Source organism: Rhizobium sp. C104 (assembly GCF_022354505.1).
In the GTDB taxonomy this organism is placed as follows: domain Bacteria; phylum Pseudomonadota; class Alphaproteobacteria; order Rhizobiales; family Rhizobiaceae; genus Rhizobium; species Rhizobium redzepovicii.
In genome coordinates this window covers 45,306-66,098 of the sequence record NZ_CP092352.1, presented here as the reverse complement: position 1 = coordinate 66,098, position 20,793 = coordinate 45,306, and the positions used below count along the sequence as shown (strand labels likewise).

Sequence of the window (20,793 nt, the reverse complement as noted above, 5' to 3'; positions counted from 1 at the left end):
GCCTTCTCGATCAACCGTGCAATGACGCCGTCAGCCAGGCGGCGGCGAGATCGCGCGCATTGCTTCGCTTGGTCTTGACGGGCACGATGACATTGTAACGCCCTTCGGCGGCAAGCTCACTGCTGTCGGCCTGCACCAGGGTTCCATCCTCCAGAAACGTGCCGACCAGCATGCGCCATCCCAGCGCGATCCCCTGCCCGGCGCGTGCGGCGGCGATGGTTTCGGTATAGTGGTTGAACCGAAGCGATGGCTTGACTTCGATATTGGCGCCAATCAGCGAAACCCATTGCGACCAGTTGTACCAGGACCGATCGACGACGTCCGTTTCGATGAATTCGTCGGCCGAGCCCAGCGGCCCATCTCCCCGACGCCTGAGGTAATCCGGAGAGCAGACGGGGGAAATGACGTCGCCGCGCGAGGCGATGACGGTTCCATCGCTGAAGGGCGGCAGACCGTAGCGGATCGCCACATCGACCTCTCCGCCGTCGAGCGCGATCGGGCTGTCTTGTGAGATCACCCGCACCAGAATGCCGGGATTTGCCCGGCGGAATTCGGCGAGCCGCGGCAGCAACCAGAAGGAAGAGAATGCGACGGTCGCCCCGATCGTCACCACGTCCTGACTGCGCGATTGGAGCGCTTCCACACTCTCGGCGATATCGGCAAAGCTCTTCGCCAGTGTCGCGCCAAGGCTGATGCACGCCGCCGTCGGTTCGATCGCCCGGTGCGTGCGCACGAACAGAGACTGGCCGAACTCCTCCTCCAGCAACGCAATCTGCCTGCTGACCGCCGCCTGGGTGACGCCGAGCTCGGTCGCGGCCAGGGTGAAGCTTTTCCTGCGCAGCACCGCTTCCAGCGTCACCAGCGCCGTCAGTGATGGAAGCCGTCTTCGAAATTGCATCTTGGAGACCTTTTCACATGAGAAAAGATTATGCGAACGTGATTTTTTATGCCGTTGAAAGCCCTGCACTGCAAGTGCAATCTAGGGAAACTCTCGCATAAGAGGTTCTCATGCTAAACAGGCTTCCTTCTTCCATTTCGGCGCTGCTGGACTCCCGCTCGGAAGGCCACTCGCTGCCGGCCGGCCTCTACATCCGCGAAGACGTATTCGAAGCGGATATCGAGGTCTTCTTCCACAAGCACTGGATCTGCGTCGGCCTCGACTGTGATGTTCCGGAGCCCGGCGACGCCACGGTCGTCGATATCGGCAAGACAAGCCTGATCCTGCTGCGCGACGACGACGGTGAAATCCGCGTCCTGCACAATGTCTGCCGCCATCGCGGCTCTCGCCTTCTCAATCCGGGCAAGACGATCGTTTCGAAGCTCGTCTGTCCCTATCACACCTGGACCTATGAGCTCACGGGCGAGCTCAGCTACGCCCCCCATATGGGCAAGGAATTTGACAAGGATTGTCACGGCCTGAAACCCGTCACCTTCAAATCGATCGGCGGCCTGATCTACGTCTGCCTGTCCGACAATCCGCCCGAGGACATTGCCGGACTCGAACAGGCGATGGTCGAGCGCCTTGCTCCCTATGATATCCGCAATGCCAAGATCGCCCACCAGACCGACGTCATCGAGGACGGCAACTGGAAGCTGACGATGGAGAACAATCGCGAGTGTTATCACTGCTCCGCCAACCACCCGGAACTCTGCGTCTCCTTCGTCGATCTCGACTTCGGCTTCGATCCGGAAACGCTGAGCCCTGAGGATCGTGAGCAGGCCGAGGAGCATTTCCGGATGTACGAGGAGCGCACGCAGGCATGGGAGGCCGACGGTTTCCCTTCGGCTGCTGTTGAGCAGCTTTCCGACTGCGCCACGAACTTCCGCACGCAGCGGCTGATCATATCAGGTGCGGGCGAATCCCAGACCCACGACGCCACCGCCGCATCCTCCAAGCTCCTCGGCCAGATGACCCGCAAGGATCTCGGAGACACGCATCTCTGGGGTCATAACAGCTGGAACCACTTCATGGGCGACCATGCTGTCGTGGCAACCGTCATCCCGCTGTCGGCCGGCAAGACGCTGGTGAGAACCAAGTGGCTGGTGCACAAGGACGCCGTCGAAGGGGTCGATTACGACATCGACAAGCTGACGGATGTCTGGGTCGCCACGACGGATCAGGACGCCGATCTCGTCGCCCGTTCCCATGCCGGCGCTCTCGATCCCGCCTATCAGCCGGGCCCCTATTCCCGCTTTTCCGAGACGAACCTCGACAAGTTCGCCAGCTGGTACATCGACCGGATGCGCGCTCATGGATACTAGGACCCCGCAAGCGCTGCTCGCAAGGGCCGCCCGTCACGACGTCTGGAATCCCGAGGAAGACGATGCGCTCGTCTGTCTCGACGTCCAGCAGGAATCCCATGACGTCAAGACTTTCACCTTCGCATCTCCTGACGGGAAGCGGTTCGCCTTCAAGGCCGGACAGTATTTTCTGTTCGACCTCGAGCATAACGGAGAGGCGGAAAGCCGATGCTACAGCATCTCGTCTTCGCCTTATCGCACGAACGCCTTCTCCGTTACGGTAAAACGCGTTCCGGGCGGCAAGATCTCCAACTGGCTTCACGACACCCTGGTTCCGGGAGCGTCCGTCAAGGCGAACGGCCCGCTTGGCAATTTCATCCGGCCTGAGGCGTCGAAGCCGAAACTTCTGCTGCTCTCCGGCGGTTCCGGTATCACGCCAGTCATGTCCATTCTGCGGGAACTCGCCGACAGCTGCGAGCCTGCCGACGTCGTCTTCATGCATGCGGCGCGCACGCCGCAGGATCTGATCTTCCGCGACGAACTCGCCTGCATCGCCCGCAGGCTCAAGGGCCTTCGGCTGCACTTCCTGCCGGAAACAGTTGCGGGCGAGGCGTCATGGCCTGGCCTCACCGGCCGCATTTCGGCGGACTATGTCAGGCTCGCGGTTCCCGATATTGCGGAACGGATGGTGATGTGCTGCGGTCCCGCCCCGTTCATGGCGGCCGCACGCAGCATTTCCGCGGAGCTCGGCGTTCCCGCCGCGCACTATCTGGAGGAAAGCTTCGACGCCGCGGTCATCGACGAGTCTGAAATCCCGGCGATTCAGGAGGCGGCCGCCGAGGTTTTTCAGGTCACTTTCTCGAAGCAGGCCCGCAGCATCGAGGTAACAGGCGACCAGAGCGTGCTCTCCTGTGCGAAGAAGTCAGGCGTCAGGATTCCATCCTCCTGCGCCAACGGCGTTTGCGGCACCTGCAAGTCGAAGCTGACATCAGGCACGGTCGACATGAACCACAATGGCGGCATCCGCCAGAGGGAAATCGACGCCGGCTTTTTCCTGCCCTGCTGCTCGAAGCCGCTCAGCGATCTCGTCATCGAACGCTGAGCGACACCGCACTATTCACCGACAACAGGGATCACGCGGATGCTGCGAGACGAAAACGAATCCGTCGAGCTGGCCGGCTCAACCGTCTTTAAGGACGAGCGCAAGCAGGCTTACCTCAATCCCGATGGAGCGGACCGGCCTCTCATCAGTCCTGTGCCGGCGGCCACACTCGACCGGGCACGCCGCTACCGGCTGGCGCGGCTGCGCATGAAGATGCTCGAATGGGATTGCGGCGCCCTGCTGCTCTACGATCCCGTCAACATCCGCTATGCCTTCGACTCGTCGAATATGAGCATCTGGACGATGCACAATCCGTCGCGTTACGCGCTGATCCTGGCCGAGGGCCCGGCGATTATTTTCGAATTCGAAGGCGCCGAACACGTCAATGACGGGCTGCCCGGCATCGACGAGATCCGGCTGGCAAAGTCCTGGATCTTCTTCACCGCCGGCAACCTCATCGAACCCCGCCTGAAAGCATGGGCTGACGAGGTCGCGGATCTTGTGACCGGCAATGGCGGCAACAGGCGCATCGCCGTCGACAGGCTCGAACCATCAGGCGCCTTCGAACTCACGGAACGCGGGTTTACCCTTCTCGACGGCCAGGAGCTGGCCGAACGGGCGCGGTCGATCAAAAGCGCTGAAGAAATCGAGCTGATGCGCTGGACGATCCGCGTCTGCGAAGCGGGAATGGCGCGGATGTACGAAGTGTCAGAGCCGGGCCGTACCGAGCGGGAAATCTGGGCCGAGCTGCACTTCGAAAATGCGCGCAGCGGCGGCGAATGGCTAGAAACCAAATTGCTGACCGCAGGCCCCCGAACCAATCCCTGGTATCAGGAATGTTCGGACTACGTCATCAAGCGCGGCGAGATGATCTCCTTCGACACCGATATGATCGGCCCCTACGGCTATTGCGCCGACCTCTCGCGCTCGTGGACATCAGGCCATGTGGCGATGAACGCCAAGCAGAAGGAGCTTTACGCGGCAGCCAGGGACCAAATCGAGCACAATCTCTCGATTATCCGGCCCGGCATGACGTTCCGGGAGTTCAACGAACTGTCGTGGCAAATCCCGGAGAAATACCAGCGCTATCGCTATACGCTGGCCCTGCACGGCACCGGCATGGCCGATGAATGGCCGGGCGTGATGCTGCATCCGGATTTCGATCCCGATTTCAGCGGCATCATCGAGGAGAACATGGTGCTCAACGTCGAAAGCCTGATCGCCGAAGCCGGATCGGAAAGCATCAAGCTGGAGACCCAGGCCCTGATCACATCAAAGGGCGCGGAGCGGCTGGACACCTTTCCGTGGGAAGAGATCTGAGGTGCGTTTAAAGCATGTCGCGCAAAAGTGTGCTGCGGTTTTGCCAGGCAAAGCGCGAAGCGCTTTTGCCGCAACGACATGCGAAAAACAAAGACCTAAAGCGCAAGGAGCGAATCTGAAAGATCGCGAAGCGCTTTAGTGCGCTCTCAAAGCCGCCGCGCGATGCTGTGATGGGGTCTGCCCAAAGGTCCGCTTGAAGGTTCGCGTGAACTGGGAGGCATTTTCGAAGCCGACGTCAAGCGCGATCTCGATAAGCGGCGCCTTCGACTGGACCAGGATCGATTTTGCCCGCTCCATGCGAACCCGATTATAGGCCTTGGCGGGAGACATTCCCGTCTTGTCGATGAAAATTCTCTCCAACTGCCGCCGTGACAGCCCAACCATCCCGGCAAGCTTCTGGATCGATATGCTGCCGTCGACGAACTGTTCCATCGTAATCATCGCCGCCTTGACGCGGGCGTCGTCATAGTCGTCATACAGCGGGCGGCGGGGCTGGATGTCCGCCGGCGCCCGGGCCTTCTCGATCTGAAGCACCTCAAGCGCATTTCGCTCGGCATCCCGGCTGATATATTTCCTGACCAGCAACGCGGCCATGTCGGCCGAACTGCTGCCGCCGGCGCAGGATCCGCGCTGGCGATCGAGATTGAAGAGCCGGTCGGATCGAACGCCGAGGTCGGGAAACCGCTCGCGAAACTCCTTGTAATGCAGCCAGCTCACGCAGGACTCGTGCCGCTTCATCAGGCCAGCGGCCGCAAGAATGAACGAGCCCGTGCAAACGCCGATCAGCGGGACCTTCTTGGCATCCGCCTGCCTGAGAAAGTTGATGGTCTGCTGGTCGACAGGGTTCTCCACAGTCAGAAGTCCGCCGACGACCACGATGTAATCGAATTTCAACGGATCGACGAAATCGGAGGTCGGGGCAACCTGAACTCCGCAGCTCGAGGTGATCAGATGCCGCGTGCTGCCGATCACCTGCCAATCTGCAAGCACCCTCCCGGAGCGATCCTGCTCGTCGCTGGCAAGCCGCAGCGTATCAATGAAGAGTGCGAAGGCCGACAGCGTAAATGACCGCGACAGCACGAATCCCACTTTAAGCCGAGCACCGGGTTTCGCGGCGCCGTCTCCCTGCCGATGCTGCTCCGGTCGCATAGTCATCTCCTTGCCGCCTCTCAAAACTCGGAAAATGCGCTCATCGAATTTGAAATCCGTGTGCCAGTGGATCACGCTCGTCAACAAAAATGGTGTTGTGGCCGATGACCCGCGCCCAGCCGCCAATGCTTGGAAGGATGCCGCGATAAGGTCCGACCCTCGCCTCGGCTTCGACCCGGCCCTCGAAAATGGTTCCGATCAGGCTTTCATGACGGTATCTCGACCCGACATCGAGCCGCCCCTTGGCGTGGAGCTGCGCCATGCGCGCCGAAGTGCCGGTGCCGCCCGGCGACCGATCGATGGCCTTGTCGCCATAAAAGACCGCACAGCGTCCGTCCGAAACGTCGTTCACCGGACGGTCGCACCAGATCGCATGATGTACGCCGCGGATTCTGGCATCGTCGGGATGAACGGGATCGCAGACATCGGCAAGCGCTGATCTGAGCTTCTGGCTGCAGCCGACGATGTCGGAGGCGCTCATGCCGTCGAGCCCGCTCCAATTCTCTTGCGGCTCGACGACCGCATAATAATTGCCGCCATAGGAGATATCGACGCGCAGACGGCCCATACCAGGCACATCGACCTCGACATCCGCCTCATGGAGATAGCTCGCTACATTGTGGAGACGAACGGAATCGACATAGCCGCCCTTCTCCTCATAGGTCACATCAACCCTGCCCGCTGGCGTTTCGATGGCGACCCTGCCGGGCTTGCGCGGTCTGACCAGCCCCTCCTCGATCGCAGCGGTCACGGTACCGATCGTGCCGGCGCCGCACATCGGCAGGCAGCCGCTGACCTCGATGAAAAGAACGGCGAAATCGCAGTCCTCTCGATAGGGGATAGATGATCGAGCCCGACATGATGTCATGCCCCCTCGGCTCGAACATCAGCGCCCTGCGGACCCAGTCGTGGTCGCGGACGAAGATTTCCCGGCGCTCGCCCATCGGCACGTGCGGAAGCAGCGGACCGCCGCCGGCAACAAGGCGGACGGGGTTGCCGCAGGTATGCGCATCGATGCAGAAGAAGCTGTTTCTCATCCTCGGATCCTCCTCATCTCGCCTTCGGCAGCCTGTCGCGGTCGAGCAGGCCGCGGGACAACCGGTCGAGCAGAACGGCGACCGCGACGATTGCCAGGCCGGCTCTCAGGCCAAGCCCCATCTCCATGCGCGTCAGGCCGCGCGTCACCTCGGCGCCGAGACCGCCTGCGCCGACGAGGCCGGCCAGCACGACCATCGCCAGCGACAGAAGAATGCACTGGTTGAGCCCGACCAGCAGCGTCTGCTTGGCCAGAGGGATTTCGATCTTCCAGAGGATCGAGCGCGGCGGCGCGCCGATCGCGCTGCCGAGTTCGATGAACACCTTCGGCACCTGGTTGAAGGCCAGCGTCGTCAGGCGCAGCATCGGCGGAATGCCGTAGACGATGGTGGCGATAATCGCCGGCACGCGCCCAAGGCTGAAGATCATCACCGCCGGAATGAGATAGACCCAGGGCGGCACGGTCTGCATCACGTCGAGAATTGGCCGAACCACCGCCTCCAGCGTCTTGTGCCGCGAGCACAGGACGCCGATCGGAAAGGCGATGAGCACCGAGATCATCACGGCGACGGTGACCAGCGCAAGGGTCTGCATCGATGCCGTCCACAGCCCGACTAGCAGGCAGAAGCCGAGGCAGAGACCGGCAAGGATCGCGGCGCGCAGGCCGACGGCAAAGAATGCCAGGACGACGACGATCGCGATCAGCGCATAGGGCGGCACGAAGAGCAGTGCTGCCTCGATAGCCGAAAGCACCGTTTCCACCAGATAGCTGATGGCCGCAAACAGCGGGTGAAGATTGGTGTTGAGCCAATCGACTGATGGGGCCAGGAAGGCGCCGGGCGAAAACTGCAAGGTCGAAAGATTCATGCTTTCCTCCCTGTTCCCAAGCGAGCGGCACTCTGGGTGATCCGGTCAATCACCATGGTCAATACCACGATGGCGATCGCTCCATTGATTGAAGTGGCGATGTCGAGTGTCCTGATCGCGCCGTAGATCGTCTCTCCGAGCCCGCCGGAGCCGACGATGCCGGCGATGACCACCATGCCGAAGGCCATCATCAGGCTCTGGTTGATACCCGCCATGATGCTCGGCAGGGCAAAGGGAAGACGGATCTTGAAGAACATCTTTGCCGGCGTCACCCCGAGCGCCTCCCCAAGTTCGATGAATTCCTTGGGGGTCATGCGGATACCGAGCGAGGTCAGGCGGATTGCCGGCGGCACCGCGACGATCACGGTTGCGATCAGCGCAGTTGCCGGCCCGTAGCCGAGCAGGGCGATCGCCGGCAGCAGGTAGATATAAGGCGGAAGCGTCTGGATCAGATCGAGGCCCGGCTCCATGAATCGATCGAGGGCGGTGAAGAAGCCGGCGGCGATGCCGATCGGGATGCCGATCGCCAAGGCGATCACAGTCGCGGTCAGAACCAGAGCCAGCGTGCTCATCGTCTCCGGCCAGAGCCCCATCCAAAAACAAAGCGCCAGCGCGATGCCGCTCAAGAGGGCGAACCAGACATTGACCAGCCGCCAGCCGATAAGCGCCACGACCAGGGCGATCAGATAGAAGGGCGGAAGCTGCAGGAGCCAGAGGATGCCGTCATAAAGCCCTTCAAGAACCTGTCTGATATAGTCGAAGAGGGACTCCCCGTTGTCGCTCACCCATTCGAGCGCCGAGTCGGTCCATTCGTCGAAAACATCGGTGAAGGCTGAACTATCCATGTCAATCACCTCCAGTTGGGGTCACGCCGCCGTGAGATCGGGGGCAGACGTTCCCTTGACGCCCATCAGCAGGCTGCGCGGCGTGACCACGCCGACGACCCGATCATTGTCGACGACGGCGATGGCGTCGCGCTCCGACTGCATCGTCAAAGAGATGAGCTCGTCGATATCCGCGTCCGGCGTCGTGCGCGCCAGCGACGCAATGTCGAAGTTCGGCGCGCTTTGCTGGAATTCGGTGACGCTGCGCATGACGGAATGCGCCTTGATCAGGTGAAGGCGGGAGATGCCCGCGACGAATTCGGCGACATAGGCGTCCGCCGGGTTAAGGATGATTTCCTCGGCCGTGCCGGTCTGGATGATGACGCCGTCCTTCATGATCGCGATGCGGTCGCCGATGCGGATCGCCTCGTCGAGATCATGAGTGATGAAGACGGCGGATTTGCCGAGCGCTTTGGTCAGCTGGCGGAATTCATCCTGAAGCTGGCGCCGGATCAGCGGGTCGAGCGCGCTGAACGGCTCGTCCATCAGAATGATCTCGGGGTCGGAGGCGAGCGCACGGGCAAGCCCGACGCGTTGCTGCATGCCGCCGGAAAGCTCGTTGGGATAGCGGCTCAGCCAGTCGGCGAGGCCGACCTTCTCGAGCGCGGCAGAAGCAGTCTTGTTTCGCTCCGCCTTCGCAATACCCTGGACTTCGAGGCCGAAGGCCGCATTTTCGAGCACCGTCCGGTGCGGCAGCAGCGCGACGCTCTGGAACACCATGCCGATGTTCTTGGCGCGCATCTGCCTGAGATCAGCCGGCGACAGGCTGGCAAGGTCGCGTCCCTTGACGAGGACCTTACCGGAGCTCGGTGTGATCAGCTTATTGAGAAGGCGGATGAGCGTCGATTTTCCGCTTCCCGACAGCCCCATGATGCAGAAGATTTCGCCGCGCCGGACCTCGATGCTTGCATCGGAGACGCCGACGACGCAGTTGAATTCCTTGAGGACCTCATTCTTGCCGAGGCCGCGTTCCTTGATCGATTTCATCGCGGCAGCTGACTTGCTTCCGAAGACCTTCCAGAGGGATTGGCAGTCGATCAGGACATCTTTGGCTTCGATATTGACAGCTTTCATAGCGATCCCCTTTGAGCCAATGGCGCTGGCTTCTTTATTCCGTTCCAAGATGGCCGCCCGACGTGTCGGGCGGCCACGAGATGCTTACTTCTTCTTGATGTTTTCCCAGCGCTTGATCAGGTCGGCATGGCCGCCGATCCAATCCTGCACGGCCTGATCCATAGTCTTGCCGTCCTTGACTTCACCGTTGATGGTGGTGATGTCGGCGATCGGCACGTAGACGCTGGCCATGACTTCGCGGGCGTGCGGGTATTCTTCGGAGAAGCCCTTATGGCCGATCCAGTAATAGCTCTGCGGCGGCGGGAAGACGCCCTTCGGATCCTTCAGGTACTTGACCTCGTACTTTTGGACCATCCATGACGGCTCCCAGATCGTGACCGCGATCCACTCCTTGCGATCGTAGGCGGATTTCAGCGCCGCCGTCATCGCGGCCGTGCTGCCTTCGACGAGCTGGAGCTTGAGGCCGTAATCCTTGACCGCATTCGACGTATCGCGCATCAGGCCGGCGCCCGGTTCGATGCCGATGATCTTGCCGCCAAACTTGTCGGCGTTTTCATTGAGCTGTTCGAGCGAGTTGATCGGAACGTATTTCGGAACGGCGACACCCTGATAGAGGCCGTGCGAAACCGGCGAAATCTTTTCGAGACGGTTCTTGTTCTTGTCCCAATAGTCTTGGGCGACGTAGTCGGTCTGCGAGGTGAGAGCCTGGATATCGCCCTTGGCGAGAGCGGCATAGGCGATGCCCCATTCGGAGAACTCGGTGACCTTCACGGTGTAGCCGGCGTCTTCCAGAACCTTCTTGGTAATGCCGGTGATGGGCGTAAGGTCTTCCCACGACATCGTGCCGAGATTGATCGTCTTTTCCTCAGCGCGAGCCGGAAGGACGCTCATCCCGATTACTGCAGCGGCGCAAAGCGCCTTCCACAAAATCTTCATTGTTCTTACTCCTGGTTTTCGTTCCCATTCTCATCGAAGTCTGCAGGCGGCAGTCTTCATATTGCGCGGCCGAGGGATCATCCCTCGCGGCCTGCCCGCAATTCCTGAAAGCGGATGACCGAATTGACGCCAAGCCATGCGATGGGCTCGGGCGGCAACCTGGTCGGTTCCGGCTGATTGCTGTATCGGTCGAGTTCGGGGCTGCGGGCGCCGGTCGCGAGATCCGCGGCCATCATGCCCGCAAGCGTGCTCTTGACGGTGCCGAGGCCATTCTCGCAGCAGGCCGAAAAAAGCCCGTCTTCGACCTCGCCGAACGCCGGCACATGATTTCTGCTGAGGCAGAGCGCACCTGCCCAGCTATATTCCAGCGGCAGGCTTTCTAGCCCAGGAAAACGAGCGTCGAACGACCGTCGCTGCTCGGCGGCGATGCCGGCGACGCGCTTTTCCGACACTTTTAGGCTCGGGTCGTAAGTGAACCTCGTCCTGACGACGATCCTCGAAAGCCCGTCCTTGGTGATCTTGCGCACCGTCGCGCCCATCGGGTCGGCCGGCAGCAACGCCCAGCGATCCACACCGGTGACATCGCCTGCGAATTCGTTCTGGGAAAAGGCTGAGGTCATCGACGCATAGGTAAAGATATGCATCAGCCGTCCACGGAAATGGCCGAAGCTTTGAATATGACCGTTCACACCGAGGATGACCTTGGGCGCCGAAACGGAGCCGCGGGCGGTCTTCGCCTTCCAGGTCCTGCCTTCGCGCGAAAGCTCCAGCACCGGCGAGTGCTCGTGGATGGCAACCTTCGAATGGAGCCCGCGCGCGAGGCCCCTGATATAATCGGCAGGCTGGATCATCACCGCGCCCGGCGTGTAAAGGCCGCCGCGATAATAGTGCGAGCCGGTCATCTCCCGCATCTGATCGGCATCGAGAACGCGATGCTCCTCGCCGATCTTCTCAAGCGACTTCCTGTAATTGTCGTTGAGACCCATTCCCCGGTCGGAGGCTGCGGCATTCACCTTGCCAGAGGGATCGAATGTATCCCTGGACAGGCCGTATTCGGCCGCGGCATCGGCTGCGAAAGAGATCGCTAGACGGTTCTGCCGGATCTCGTCCTTGGTCGCTTCCTCGTCGGCCACCGAATACTCGCCCGAGGACAGATTGTGCGGCACGTCGATCATGAAGCCGGAATTCCTTCCGGCCGGGCCCTTAGCGAGTTCGCGGGCCTCGAGGACGACGATCTTGTCCTGAGGCCGCGACTGTGAGAGGCGGCGCGCCGCCGACAGACCGGCAAAGCCGCCGCCGATGATCAGCCAGTCGGCGGTAATGTCGTGTTCAAGCGCCGTTACGGGAAAGGCGCGTTCGCTGGTTGCCTCCCATCCCGAAACGCCGGTGTCAGTCGGCAGGTGCTTGATCACATGGCGGCTCATCGGATCGTCTCGTCAACCGACCGTTCGGAGATGTCGATCCAGATGGTCTTGAGCTCGCAGTAATTGTCGTGGGCGAAGACCGACTTGTCGCGGCCGCCGAAACCGGACTCCTTATAGCCGCCGAAGGGGGTCGAGGCATCGCCCTCGCCGAAGCAATTGACGGTGACGAGGCCGGCGCGGATGTCGCGGGAGAGCCGGATCGCGTTGCGCAGACTGCCGGTATAGACGGATGCCGTGAGGCCGTAATTGGTGTCGTTGGCCAAAGCGGTCGCCTCGGCGAGCGTGTTGAATGTCGTAACCGACAGGATCGGGCCGAAGATCTCCTCCTGGAACAGGCGGCTAGCTGGTGTTACGCCCTCGACCAGCGTCGGCTCGATGAAGATGCCCTTATAGGTTTCGCCGCCCTGGGTGACGGACAGCTTCTCCGTCTTGGCGTCGTCGAGGAAGGATTTCACCTTCTCGAAATGCGACTTGCTGACGAGCGCGCCGATGCGGTTTTCGGGATCGAGCGGGTCGCCGGTCTTCCATTCGCGCATATAGGCGCCGATGCGCTTCATCAATTCATCCTTGATCTTGGAATGAACGATGAGACGCGACGTGGCCGAGCAATTCTCGCCCATGTTCCAGAAAGCGCCGTTGACCACCTGCTCGGCGACGAGATCGAGGTCTTCGGCATCGTCGAGAACGACGGCGGGATTCTTGCCGCCGCATTCGAGCACGACCTTCTTGAGGTTCGAGTCCGCGGCGTAACGCAGGAAGCGACGGCCGGTCGGCGTCGATCCGGTGAAGGCCACCATGTCGACATCATTATGCAGGCCGATCGGTTCGCCCACCTCCCGGCCGGAACCGGTGACGACGTTGAACACACCAGCAGGGATACCTGCCTCATGGGCAAGCTCGGCGACGCGCAGCGTCGTGAGTGTCGTTTCCTGCGCCGGCTTGACGATGACCGAGCAGCCGGCGGCAAGCGCCGGGCCGATCTTCCAGGCCAGCATCAGCAGCGGGAAGTTCCACGGCAAAACACAGCCAACGACGCCGATCGGCTCGCGCACCACCATGGCCAACGCATTGGCGCCGACATTGTTGGTGTTGTCGTAGATTTTGTCGATGAGCTCGGCATGCCAGCGGATCGTATGAATGGTATCGGGAACATCGACCGTCTGGCATTCGCGCACCGGCTTGCCGCTGTCGAGGCTTTCCAGGACGGCGAGCTCGTGTCTGTTCCGCTCCAGGAGCTTGGCGAGCTTCAGCAGCACTTCCTTGCGCTCGCCCGGCGAGCGCAGCCGCCAGCGTCCGTCGTCGAACGCGTCCTTCGCCTTCTGCACCGCGAAGTCGACGTCGCTGGAATCGCAGGCTGCGATTTCGGCAAGGACCTCACCTGTCGCAGGGTTCGTGGTGGTGAAAGTCTTGCCGGAATTTGCCGGACGAAATGCGCCGTCAATGAAGGCGTTCGTCGGAAACTGCAGTTCGGCGGCGATCGCCCTATATTCTGCGGCGGTCAAGGGTTCATGCATGATTGGCTCCCGACGTGATCTGGGCGACCGTGCGCTTCAACGTGGAAACGACGGTCTCAAGGGTTCTTTTCTCTTCGGAGTTCAGTCCGCGCAGCGGCGCCCGCACCGGGCCGGCTTTGAGGCCGATGATCTCGCAGCCGTGCTTGATCGATTGGACGAATTTGCCGCATTCGAGGAAATCCATCAGCGGCAGCATCGCGCTCATGATCGCGCGGCCCTTGTCGAAGTTCTTCTCGAGGACGCAGGCCTCGTAGAGAGCGACATGCTCGCGCGGCAGGAAATTGGAGCCGGCGCAGACCCAGCTTTTCGCGCCCCAGGCGAAGAATTCGAGCGCCTGGTCATCCCAGCCGCAGGACAGGGCAATATGCGGAAACTTCCGGGCGAGCCGGTGAAGGTTGCCCATGTCGCCGGAGCTTTCCTTGATGGCGATCACGTTCTTCGACTTGCCGACGCGGGAGAAATACTCCTCGCCCATCACCACACCCATACGGGCAGGATAGTTGTAGAGCATGATCGGCAGATTGGCGGCGCGATCGACCGTCAGCGCATGGACCGCATTCTCGCGTTCGGTCGGCAGGGCGTATGGCGGCGACGACACCAGGATCGCATCCGCGCCGATTTCTTTCGCCGCCTTGGCATATTCGACCGAATCTTCGGTGCGCGTGGCGCCGGTGCCGATGATCAGCGGTAGCCGCGTGCCGATGACGTCCTTCGCATAGGCCGCGAGTTCGTGACGTTCCTGGCCGCTCTGGGCGTAGTATTCGCCCGTCGAGCCGCCGACGATGATGCCGTGGACGCCCGCCTCGATCAGCGACTCGAGCACGGCGGCAAATCCGGCCCGGTCGATCTGTCCGTTCTTATCGAGCGGCGTCACTGCCGGCGTATAGATCCCCTCAAATTTCACGACGACTTCTCCAATAATTGCGTGGCTGGACCGCCCACGAAGGCATCAGCCTTGAGGCCTTGCGGGGCGATGAACATCTCCATGTTCTCGCGAGACAATTCCCAGTGTTCGAAAACGAGATCGACGACGGCATCCTCGTCGTGAGCGCCGAGCGCCACGATGAAGCCGTCATGATGGTCGACGGCCAATTGCAGCCGCCGCCGCATATCCTCGTTTCTCGGCCGGAAAAACGTATGACCGATGCGCGCATGGTCGATGAGCAACCGGCCGAGGCTCGGCTGCATGTAGACGTTGCCCGACATCTCGCCGAAGATCTCGTGAAAGCGATTGTTCTCGAGAACCATCGCCATGGCATCCATGCTCTGGCTGGCGGCGCGGAACCGCTCCTGCGTCTGCTTCAGGTCCGACAGCTGGGCGGGCTTGAAGTTCTGGACGGCAAGACGGCCGATCGCCGCGTAGATCATCGGCGCAACGAGAAAGAAATTCCGAAGCGTGGAGTGGTTCATCGGGATGACCCGCGCACCCCTGTTCTCACGAATGTCGATATAGCCCTCGCCGGCAAGGCGGCGGAATATGTCGCGCACCGGTGTCCGGGAAAGTCCGTATTTTTCACTCAAACTGGCCTCGTCCAGATCGGCGTCCGGGTCCAGTTCCATCGTCAGAATCTGGCGTTTCAGGTCCTCGTAGAGATTGCTCTTCGGTGTCTTCGCCATCGTCGATCTCCGGCCATTCGTTGCTCTACGCCCTGAAGATGGCACGCCTTTTTAACGGAGTCAAACGATTGTGTACTTTGCGTACACAATTATTATTCGGAGGATACACAATTATAGGCCGTTCCGACGGCCTGTCTAAGCGCATGATCCCTGCGTGGAGAGAAAACGGTTTAGGGGTAGAAAATTGGCGCCACTAATCGAGATGACAGAGATCAAGTGAGAACAGCTCCGCGGCGGTAGCCACCGCGGAGCTTCTTGCCAAACGGTTTATCGTATAATAGGGCGCGAGAGTTCTCTGCGGCCGGGCATCGGAAAGCCCGGGCGCCGGCAAACCGGCGGCGCGCGGCCATCTGGGATTATCTCTCGATAGCGGCGGCATGTCGGGGGCGCCGGGGTCGGCGCCCCCGATGAAATCACGAGGCCAGAACGCCGCTCTTCTTGGCGGTCCAGGTGGCGATATAGTCCATCAGGCCGGGGTTGAGGCAATCATACGGCTCGATACCGGATGCCTTCAACTGCGCTCTGACGGCGTCCATCTTCGAAGGATCGAAGCCACTTTCGATGATCGACGAGACGAAGGCCGCAAAGCCGGGCTTTGCCCAGCCGGTTTCTTGGAAGCGTTCGGGATGGACGAACGACAATCCCTGGAACGGATGTTCGCGCTCGACCGGCCCATACATATGCACGCCGCATTCCTTGCAGGCATGCCGCTGGATCAGGGCAGCAGGATCGACGACGGCGAGCTTGTCGCCGTTCTCCAGCACTTCGACGTTTTCGGTCGGCGCGACCGCCACGACCGAAAAGGCCGCACCCTCGGGCTTCCAGCACTTCGTGCAGCCGCAGGCGTGATTGTGGGCGATATCGCCCTTGATCCTGACCTTCACGGGATTACTGGTGCATTTGCACACCAGCGTCCCGCCTGAAAAGGCAGCGTCAGTCGCTCGAAAGCCTGAATCCACTGCCGGATGAATGGCTATGCTGCTCATTGCTTTTCTCCCTTCCTCCCTGGCCGTTTGCGTTATGCCCGGCCGAGCTCTGCAATCAATTCGCCAGCCTCTGCGCGTGCCAGCGCAGATGCCCCTCCATGAATGTCGAAATGAAAAAGTAGGAGTGGCCGTAGCCTTCCTGCATGCGAAGCCTGAGCGGAATGCCCGCCGCCTCGCAGGCTTGCCTGAGTTCATCGGGACGCAAGCCGTCCTCCAGGAAGCTGTCCGCCGTCCCCTGGTCGACGAAGAGTTCCGGGAACCGGTGCCCGTCTTCGATCAACGAGAAGGCGTCATAAGCCCGCCAGGTCTTTTCATCGGGCCCAAGATATTTCCGCAATGCCGGTTTCGACCAGCCGGACACCGAGGGATGGCTGATCGGCGCAAAGGCCGAGCAGCTGCGGAAGCGGTCCGGGTTCTTGAGCGCGATGGTGATTGCGCCATGTCCGCCCATTGAGTGGCCGAATATCCCCTGGCGGTCCATATCGACGGGAAATTCTGCGGCAAGGAGGCGCGGCAGCTCGTCGGTGATGTAGCTGTACATGCGATAATTCGCCGAAAACGGCGGCTCGGTGGCGTCAACGTAAAAGCCGGCGCCCTTGCCGAACTGCCAATTGTCCGATTCATCCGGAACGTGGTCACCGCGGGGACTGGTATCCGGGCAGACGACGATCAGTCCGAGCTCGGCCGCAAGCCGCCGATATTCGCCCTTGTCCATGACATTGGCATGCGTGCAGGTCAGGCCGGACAGATACCACAGCACCGGGCAATTGCCCTTGGCCGCCTGCGGCGGCACGTATACCGCAAAGGTCATGTCGCAGTCGCAGGCCTCGGAGCGACTGACATAGACCCCTTGAGTGCCGCCATGAGATTTCTCGGTCGAGATGGTTTTCATGGCTCAGTAGACCACCACGCCGCGAATGCTTTCGCCCTTGTGCATCATCTCGAAGCCCTTGTTGATGTCGTCGAGCGGCATGGTGTGGGTGATCATCGGGTCGATCTGGATCTTGCCCTGCATGTACCAGTCGACGATCTTCGGCACGTCGGTGCGCCCGCGCGCGCCGCCGAAGGCGGTGCCCATCCAGTTGCGACCGGTGACCAGCTGGAACGGACGGGTGGAGATCTCCTGGCCGGCCCCGGCAACGCCGATGATGATCGATTTGCCCCAGCCGCGGTGGGAGGCCTCCAGCGCCTGGCGCATCACCTTGGTGTTGCCGGTGCAGTCGAAGGTGTAGTCGGCGCCGCCGATCAGGTCGCCATTGCGCTTGGTCATGTTGACGAGATAGGGAACGATGTCGTCGCCCACCTCCTTCGGATTGACGAAATGCGTCATGCCGAACTTCTCGCCCCAGGCCTTGCGGTCAGGATTGATGTCGACGCCGATGATCATGTCGGCGCCGGCGAGCCTGAGCCCCTGCAACACGTTGAGGCCGATGCCGCCGAGACCGAAGACGATGGCCGTCGAACCGATCTCGACCTTGGCGGTATTGATCACCGCGCCAATGCCGGTGGTGACACCGCAGCCGATATAGCAGATCTTGTCGAAGGGGGCGTCGGGATTGACCTTGGCAAGGGCGATCTCCGGCAGCACAGTGTAATTGGCGAAGGTCGAGCAGCCCATATAGTGGTGGATCTTGTCCTTGCCGATGGAGAAGCGCGAGGTTCCGTCCGGCATCACACCCTGGCCCTGGGTCGAGCGGATCGCCGTGCAGAGATTGGTCTTGCGGGAAAGGCAGGAATAACACTCGCGGCATTCCGGCGTGTAGAGCGGAATGACATGGTCGCCCTTCTTCACCGAGGTGACGCCGGGGCCGACGTCGACGACGATGCCGGCACCCTCATGGCCGAGAATGGCCGGGAACAGGCCTTCCGGATCGGCACCCGACAGGGTGAAATCGTCGGTGTGGCAGATGCCCGTCGCCTTGACCTCGACCAGCACTTCGCCGGCCCGCGGACCTTCCAGCTGCACGGTCATCACTTCGAGCGGTTTTCCGGCCTGAACGGCTACGGCGGCGCGAACGTCCATTTTGATATCCTTTCTAAAATTGAATTCTGACTGCTACATATTCGGATAGGCTAAAGCGCGTCGCATCGAACTTGATTCATGCAACGCGCTTTACCTTGTTGTTTCTATGCATGTCCTTATCCCGGAACCGCTGCACAACTTCCGGGCGACATGCATGGCCTCCCACCGGCTTTCGCCGATCCGCTGCCCAAACCAACCTCACCGCGTCTCCGGCTCAACCTGGCACCAGACCGCAAGAAGCGGCCTTGCCGTGCATCTTATCGCGAATGTTTGCCCCGCATCGTTCGCGAAGACTGTGCCGGTCGCGGCAGAGAACCACTGCGAATTGCCAAGGCAGATTTCTCCAGGCGAAAGCAGGATGAAGGCCCGCGGCTGCGTCTGAACATGATCGGGAAACCGGGTGTAGCGGTCCATATAGATCACGCCGACCCTCAGATCGGCGCGCTCCTCCATGCCGCCGGGGCCGACCAGAACAGCATGAGAATGCGTGTTGCCGAAATTCAGGCTTGCAAACGGGCCCGAGCGGCCGCGTCGCCAGAGCAGGCTGTCGGCAAGACTTTTGAATTGGCCGGCAATCGCCTCGTATTTCCGTCCTGATTTAGCAAGATAGCCAATGGCGTCATCAAGCCCATCGGGCGCACCGGGAAGAGGTCCGCCCTCCAAGGGGCGCACCTTGCCCGTTTTGAGCAGCCTCTGCAGAACCTTGCCCGCAACGAAACTGGCGACGGCAGGAGCGTCGGCCGACAACATCAGCCCGCCGATGTCGTTGAGGAATTCCTGCAGCGGCCGAGGCCGTCTTTCCCTGCCGATGTCGTGCAGCCGTATATATGCCGGCTTTTCCTCATCGTTCAGAAGAAGATCGGCCCCACGTTTGATTGGACGTCCCACCGCGCGCGCCACGTTCAGTCCCCTCGCTTAGAGCGCCTTTTCCAGTTCCGGCAGGGCTTCGAACAGATCGGCGACGAGGCCGTAGTCGGCGACCTGGAAGATCGGCGCCTCCTCGTCCTTGTTGATGGCGACGATCACCTTGCTGTCCTTCATGCCGGCCAGATGCTGGATGGCCCCGGAGATGCCGGCGGCGATATAGAGTCTGCGGGGCGACGACCTTGCCGGTCTGGCCGACCTGCCAGTCGTTCGGCGCATAACCGGCATCGACGGCCGCGCGGGATGCACCGACGGCAGCCCCGAGCTTGTCGGCAAGCGGCAGGATGACTTCCTTGAATTTTTCCGCAGAGCCAAGTGCCCGGCCGCCGGAGAGGATGATCTTCGCCGAGGTCAGCTCCGGACGGTCGGAGGCCGACAGCGCGTCCTTCACGAAACGCGACAGACCCGGATCGGAGACCGCCGCGATCGCCTCGACAGAGGCAGACCCGCCATCCGTGGCGGAAGCAAACGAGGCGGTGCGCACGGTGATCACCTTCCTGGTATCGCTGGCCTGCACCGTCTGGATGGCATTGCCGGCATAGATCGGCCGCTTGAAGGTGTCGGGGCTGACAACCTCGATGATCTCCGAGACCTGGGCGACATCGAGCAGGGCAGCGACGCGCGGCAGCACATTCTTGCCGACCGAGGTGGCGGCAGAGACGATGGTGTCATAAGAGCCGGCCAGCGAGACGATCAGGTCGGCAAGCGGTTCGGCCAGATTGTTGGCAAGCGCGTCGCTTTCGGCCAGCAGCACCTTGGAAACGCCGGCGAGTTTGGCAGCCGCATCGGCCGCAGCCTTGGCGCCCTTGCCGGCAACGAGGATGTGGATATCGGAGCCGATCTGGCTTGCTGCCGTCAGCGCCTTGGCGGTCTGGTCGGAAAGGCTGACATTGTCATGGTCGGCCAGAAGAAGAATGGTCATGATGGTGTTCTCTCTTCCTGCCTTAAAGCACGCCGGCTTCGTTCTTCAGTCTGTCGACCAGTTCGGCGACCGACTTGACCTTGACGCCGGCCTTGCGGCCACTGGGTTCCTCGGTCTTCAGCACCTTCAGCCGCGGCGTGGTGGAGACGCCGAAATCATCAGGCGACTTCTTGTCGAGCGGCTTCTTCTTCGCCTTCATGATGTTCGGCAGCGAGGCATAACGCGGTTCGTTGAGACGCAGATCCGATGTGACCACCGCCGGCAGCTTGATCTCGATGGTCTGCAGGCCGCCGTCGACCTCGCGGGTGACCTCAGCCTTGCCGTCGCCGATCTCGATCTTCGAGGCGAAGGTCGCCTGGGCAGACCCCAGAAGTGCGGCCAGCATCTGGCCGGTCTGGTTGCTGTCATCGTCGATCGCCTGCTTGCCGACGATGATCAGACCCGGCTGTTCGGCATCGGCGACACCCTTGAGGATCTTGGCGACCGCCAGTGGTTCGACGGCATCATCGGTCTCGACCAGGATCGCCCGGTCGGCACCCATGGCGAGTGCCGTGCGCAGCGTCTCCTCGGCCTTGGCAGGGCCGATCGACACGACCACCACTTCCTCGGCCTTGCCGGCTTCTTTCAGCCGCAGCGCCTCTTCCACCGAGATCTCGTCGAACGGGTTCATCGACATCTTCACATTGGCAAGCTCGACACCGGAACCATCCGGCTTCACTCGGATCTTCACGTTGTAATCGACGACGCGCTTGACGGGCACGAGAATCTTCATTTG

The 20,793-nt window shown here is 61.4% G+C and carries 18 protein-coding genes and 2 pseudogenes; 3 read left to right on the top strand and 17 right to left on the bottom strand.

What is annotated here, in order from left to right; genetic code table 11:
* Nucleotides 1-10: 10 nt before the first annotated feature.
* Nucleotides 11-898, bottom strand: a complete 888-nt coding sequence (locus MF410_RS28475; protein WP_239620976.1) for a LysR substrate-binding domain-containing protein — start codon at nt 896-898, stop codon at nt 11-13.
* A 110-nt stretch (nt 899-1,008) separates the two neighbouring features.
* Between MF410_RS28475 and MF410_RS28470 the strand changes: the two genes are divergently transcribed.
* Genes MF410_RS28470 through MF410_RS28460 form a run of 3 tightly spaced genes read left to right on the top strand, consistent with a single transcriptional unit; the run spans nt 1,009 to nt 4,663 of the window.
* On the top strand, nt 1,009-2,262 hold the full coding sequence (locus MF410_RS28470) for an aromatic ring-hydroxylating dioxygenase subunit alpha (protein ID WP_131711821.1): 1,254 nt from the start codon (nt 1,009-1,011) through the stop codon (nt 2,260-2,262).
* Complete coding sequence (locus tag MF410_RS28465; protein ID WP_097629757.1) at nt 2,252-3,343, top strand: FAD-binding oxidoreductase; 1,092 nt, start codon at nt 2,252-2,254, stop codon at nt 3,341-3,343. The genes MF410_RS28470 and MF410_RS28465 overlap by 11 nt, the downstream gene beginning before the upstream one ends.
* A 39-nt stretch (nt 3,344-3,382) precedes the next feature.
* The gene (locus MF410_RS28460) at nt 3,383-4,663 is read left to right on the top strand and encodes a Xaa-Pro peptidase family protein (RefSeq protein WP_097629756.1); all 1,281 of its coding nucleotides are present in this window, start codon (nt 3,383-3,385) and stop codon (nt 4,661-4,663) included.
* A 135-nt stretch (nt 4,664-4,798) separates the two neighbouring features.
* Here MF410_RS28460 and MF410_RS28455 read toward each other — a convergent pair whose 3' ends face one another.
* The 16 genes and pseudogenes from MF410_RS28455 to MF410_RS28380 all read right to left on the bottom strand — a co-directional run bounded on the left by MF410_RS28455 (nt 4,799) and on the right by MF410_RS28380 (nt 20,790).
* On the bottom strand, nt 4,799-5,812 hold the full coding sequence (locus tag MF410_RS28455) for a GlxA family transcriptional regulator (protein WP_097629755.1): 1,014 nt from the start codon (nt 5,810-5,812) through the stop codon (nt 4,799-4,801).
* Nucleotides 5,813-5,852: 40 nt separating this feature from the next.
* Nucleotides 5,853-6,849: pseudogene (locus MF410_RS28450) on the bottom strand (4-hydroxyproline epimerase).
* A gap of 13 nt (nt 6,850-6,862) precedes the next feature.
* Nucleotides 6,863-7,714 carry an ABC transporter permease subunit gene (locus MF410_RS28445; protein WP_097629753.1) on the bottom strand — a complete coding sequence of 284 codons (852 nt, stop codon included), beginning with the start codon at nt 7,712-7,714 and terminating at the stop codon, nt 6,863-6,865.
* Complete coding sequence (locus MF410_RS28440; RefSeq protein WP_097629752.1) at nt 7,711-8,559, bottom strand: proline/glycine betaine ABC transporter permease; 849 nt, start codon at nt 8,557-8,559, stop codon at nt 7,711-7,713. The genes MF410_RS28445 and MF410_RS28440 overlap by 4 nt, the downstream gene beginning before the upstream one ends.
* Before the next feature lie 21 nt (nt 8,560-8,580).
* Complete coding sequence (locus tag MF410_RS28435; RefSeq protein WP_097629751.1) at nt 8,581-9,672, bottom strand: glycine betaine/L-proline ABC transporter ATP-binding protein; 1,092 nt, start codon at nt 9,670-9,672, stop codon at nt 8,581-8,583.
* Between the two features lie 84 nt (nt 9,673-9,756).
* On the bottom strand, nt 9,757-10,608 hold the full coding sequence (locus MF410_RS28430; protein WP_239620975.1) for a glycine betaine ABC transporter substrate-binding protein: 852 nt from the start codon (nt 10,606-10,608) through the stop codon (nt 9,757-9,759).
* A gap of 77 nt (nt 10,609-10,685) precedes the next feature.
* Nucleotides 10,686-12,032 carry an FAD-binding oxidoreductase gene (locus MF410_RS28425; RefSeq protein WP_097629749.1) on the bottom strand — a complete coding sequence of 449 codons (1,347 nt, stop codon included), beginning with the start codon at nt 12,030-12,032 and terminating at the stop codon, nt 10,686-10,688.
* A complete protein-coding gene (locus MF410_RS28420) occupies nt 12,029-13,546 on the bottom strand; it encodes an aldehyde dehydrogenase (RefSeq protein ID WP_222134777.1) in 1,518 nt (505 codons plus the stop codon). The genes MF410_RS28425 and MF410_RS28420 overlap by 4 nt, the downstream gene beginning before the upstream one ends.
* A complete protein-coding gene (locus MF410_RS28415) occupies nt 13,539-14,450 on the bottom strand; it encodes a dihydrodipicolinate synthase family protein (protein WP_131711814.1) in 912 nt (303 codons plus the stop codon). The genes MF410_RS28420 and MF410_RS28415 overlap by 8 nt, the downstream gene beginning before the upstream one ends.
* Nucleotides 14,447-15,163 (bottom strand): GntR family transcriptional regulator, encoded by a 717-nt coding sequence (locus MF410_RS28410; protein ID WP_131711813.1) that lies wholly within the window; start codon nt 15,161-15,163, stop codon nt 14,447-14,449. Before MF410_RS28410 ends, MF410_RS28415 begins: the two co-directional genes overlap by 4 nt.
* 413 nt (nt 15,164-15,576) lie before the next feature.
* Nucleotides 15,577-16,149: an S-(hydroxymethyl)glutathione synthase gene (gene gfa, locus MF410_RS28405; protein ID WP_097629745.1), complete on the bottom strand. Its 573-nt coding sequence runs from the start codon at nt 16,147-16,149 to the stop codon at nt 15,577-15,579.
* 55 nt (nt 16,150-16,204) lie between these two features.
* Nucleotides 16,205-17,041, bottom strand: a complete 837-nt coding sequence (gene fghA, locus MF410_RS28400) for an S-formylglutathione hydrolase (protein WP_097629744.1) — start codon at nt 17,039-17,041, stop codon at nt 16,205-16,207.
* A gap of 3 nt (nt 17,042-17,044) precedes the next feature.
* Nucleotides 17,045-18,172 carry an S-(hydroxymethyl)glutathione dehydrogenase/class III alcohol dehydrogenase gene (locus MF410_RS28395; protein WP_131711002.1) on the bottom strand — a complete coding sequence of 376 codons (1,128 nt, stop codon included), beginning with the start codon at nt 18,170-18,172 and terminating at the stop codon, nt 17,045-17,047.
* Nucleotides 18,173-18,370: 198 nt separating this feature from the next.
* Entirely contained in the window at nt 18,371-19,072 is a 702-nt protein-coding gene (locus MF410_RS28390; protein ID WP_239620974.1) for a dimethylsulfonioproprionate lyase family protein, read from the bottom strand.
* A gap of 15 nt (nt 19,073-19,087) precedes the next feature.
* Nucleotides 19,088-20,018, bottom strand: a pseudogene (locus tag MF410_RS28385) (electron transfer flavoprotein subunit alpha/FixB family protein).
* Between the two features lie 22 nt (nt 20,019-20,040).
* Nucleotides 20,041-20,790, bottom strand: a complete 750-nt coding sequence (locus MF410_RS28380) for an electron transfer flavoprotein subunit beta/FixA family protein (RefSeq protein WP_239620973.1) — start codon at nt 20,788-20,790, stop codon at nt 20,041-20,043.
* Nucleotides 20,791-20,793: the final 3 nt, after the last annotated feature.

What these genes read in the sequence shown, in the direction of transcription:
- MF410_RS28475 (WP_239620976.1), bottom strand. Translation starts at nt 898, where the DNA reads ATGCAATTTCGAAGACGGCTTCCATCACTGACGGCGCTGGTGACGCTG.
- MF410_RS28470 (WP_131711821.1), top strand. Translation starts at nt 1,009, where the DNA reads ATGCTAAACAGGCTTCCTTCTTCCATTTCGGCGCTGCTGGACTCCCGC.
- MF410_RS28465 (WP_097629757.1), top strand. Translation starts at nt 2,252, where the DNA reads ATGGATACTAGGACCCCGCAAGCGCTGCTCGCAAGGGCCGCCCGTCAC.
- MF410_RS28460 (WP_097629756.1), top strand. Translation starts at nt 3,383, where the DNA reads ATGCTGCGAGACGAAAACGAATCCGTCGAGCTGGCCGGCTCAACCGTC.
- MF410_RS28455 (WP_097629755.1), bottom strand. Translation starts at nt 5,812, where the DNA reads ATGCGACCGGAGCAGCATCGGCAGGGAGACGGCGCCGCGAAACCCGGT.
- MF410_RS28445 (WP_097629753.1), bottom strand. Translation starts at nt 7,714, where the DNA reads ATGAATCTTTCGACCTTGCAGTTTTCGCCCGGCGCCTTCCTGGCCCCA.
- MF410_RS28440 (WP_097629752.1), bottom strand. Translation starts at nt 8,559, where the DNA reads ATGGATAGTTCAGCCTTCACCGATGTTTTCGACGAATGGACCGACTCG.
- MF410_RS28435 (WP_097629751.1), bottom strand. Translation starts at nt 9,672, where the DNA reads ATGAAAGCTGTCAATATCGAAGCCAAAGATGTCCTGATCGACTGCCAA.
- MF410_RS28430 (WP_239620975.1), bottom strand. Translation starts at nt 10,608, where the DNA reads ATGAAGATTTTGTGGAAGGCGCTTTGCGCCGCTGCAGTAATCGGGATG.
- MF410_RS28425 (WP_097629749.1), bottom strand. Translation starts at nt 12,032, where the DNA reads ATGAGCCGCCATGTGATCAAGCACCTGCCGACTGACACCGGCGTTTCG.
- MF410_RS28420 (WP_222134777.1), bottom strand. Translation starts at nt 13,546, where the DNA reads ATGCATGAACCCTTGACCGCCGCAGAATATAGGGCGATCGCCGCCGAA.
- MF410_RS28410 (WP_131711813.1), bottom strand. Translation starts at nt 15,163, where the DNA reads ATGGCGAAGACACCGAAGAGCAATCTCTACGAGGACCTGAAACGCCAG.
- gfa (WP_097629745.1), bottom strand. Translation starts at nt 16,149, where the DNA reads ATGAGCAGCATAGCCATTCATCCGGCAGTGGATTCAGGCTTTCGAGCG.
- fghA (WP_097629744.1), bottom strand. Translation starts at nt 17,041, where the DNA reads ATGAAAACCATCTCGACCGAGAAATCTCATGGCGGCACTCAAGGGGTC.
- MF410_RS28395 (WP_131711002.1), bottom strand. Translation starts at nt 18,172, where the DNA reads ATGGACGTTCGCGCCGCCGTAGCCGTTCAGGCCGGAAAACCGCTCGAA.
- MF410_RS28380 (WP_239620973.1), bottom strand. Translation starts at nt 20,790, where the DNA reads ATGAAGATTCTCGTGCCCGTCAAGCGCGTCGTCGATTACAACGTGAAG.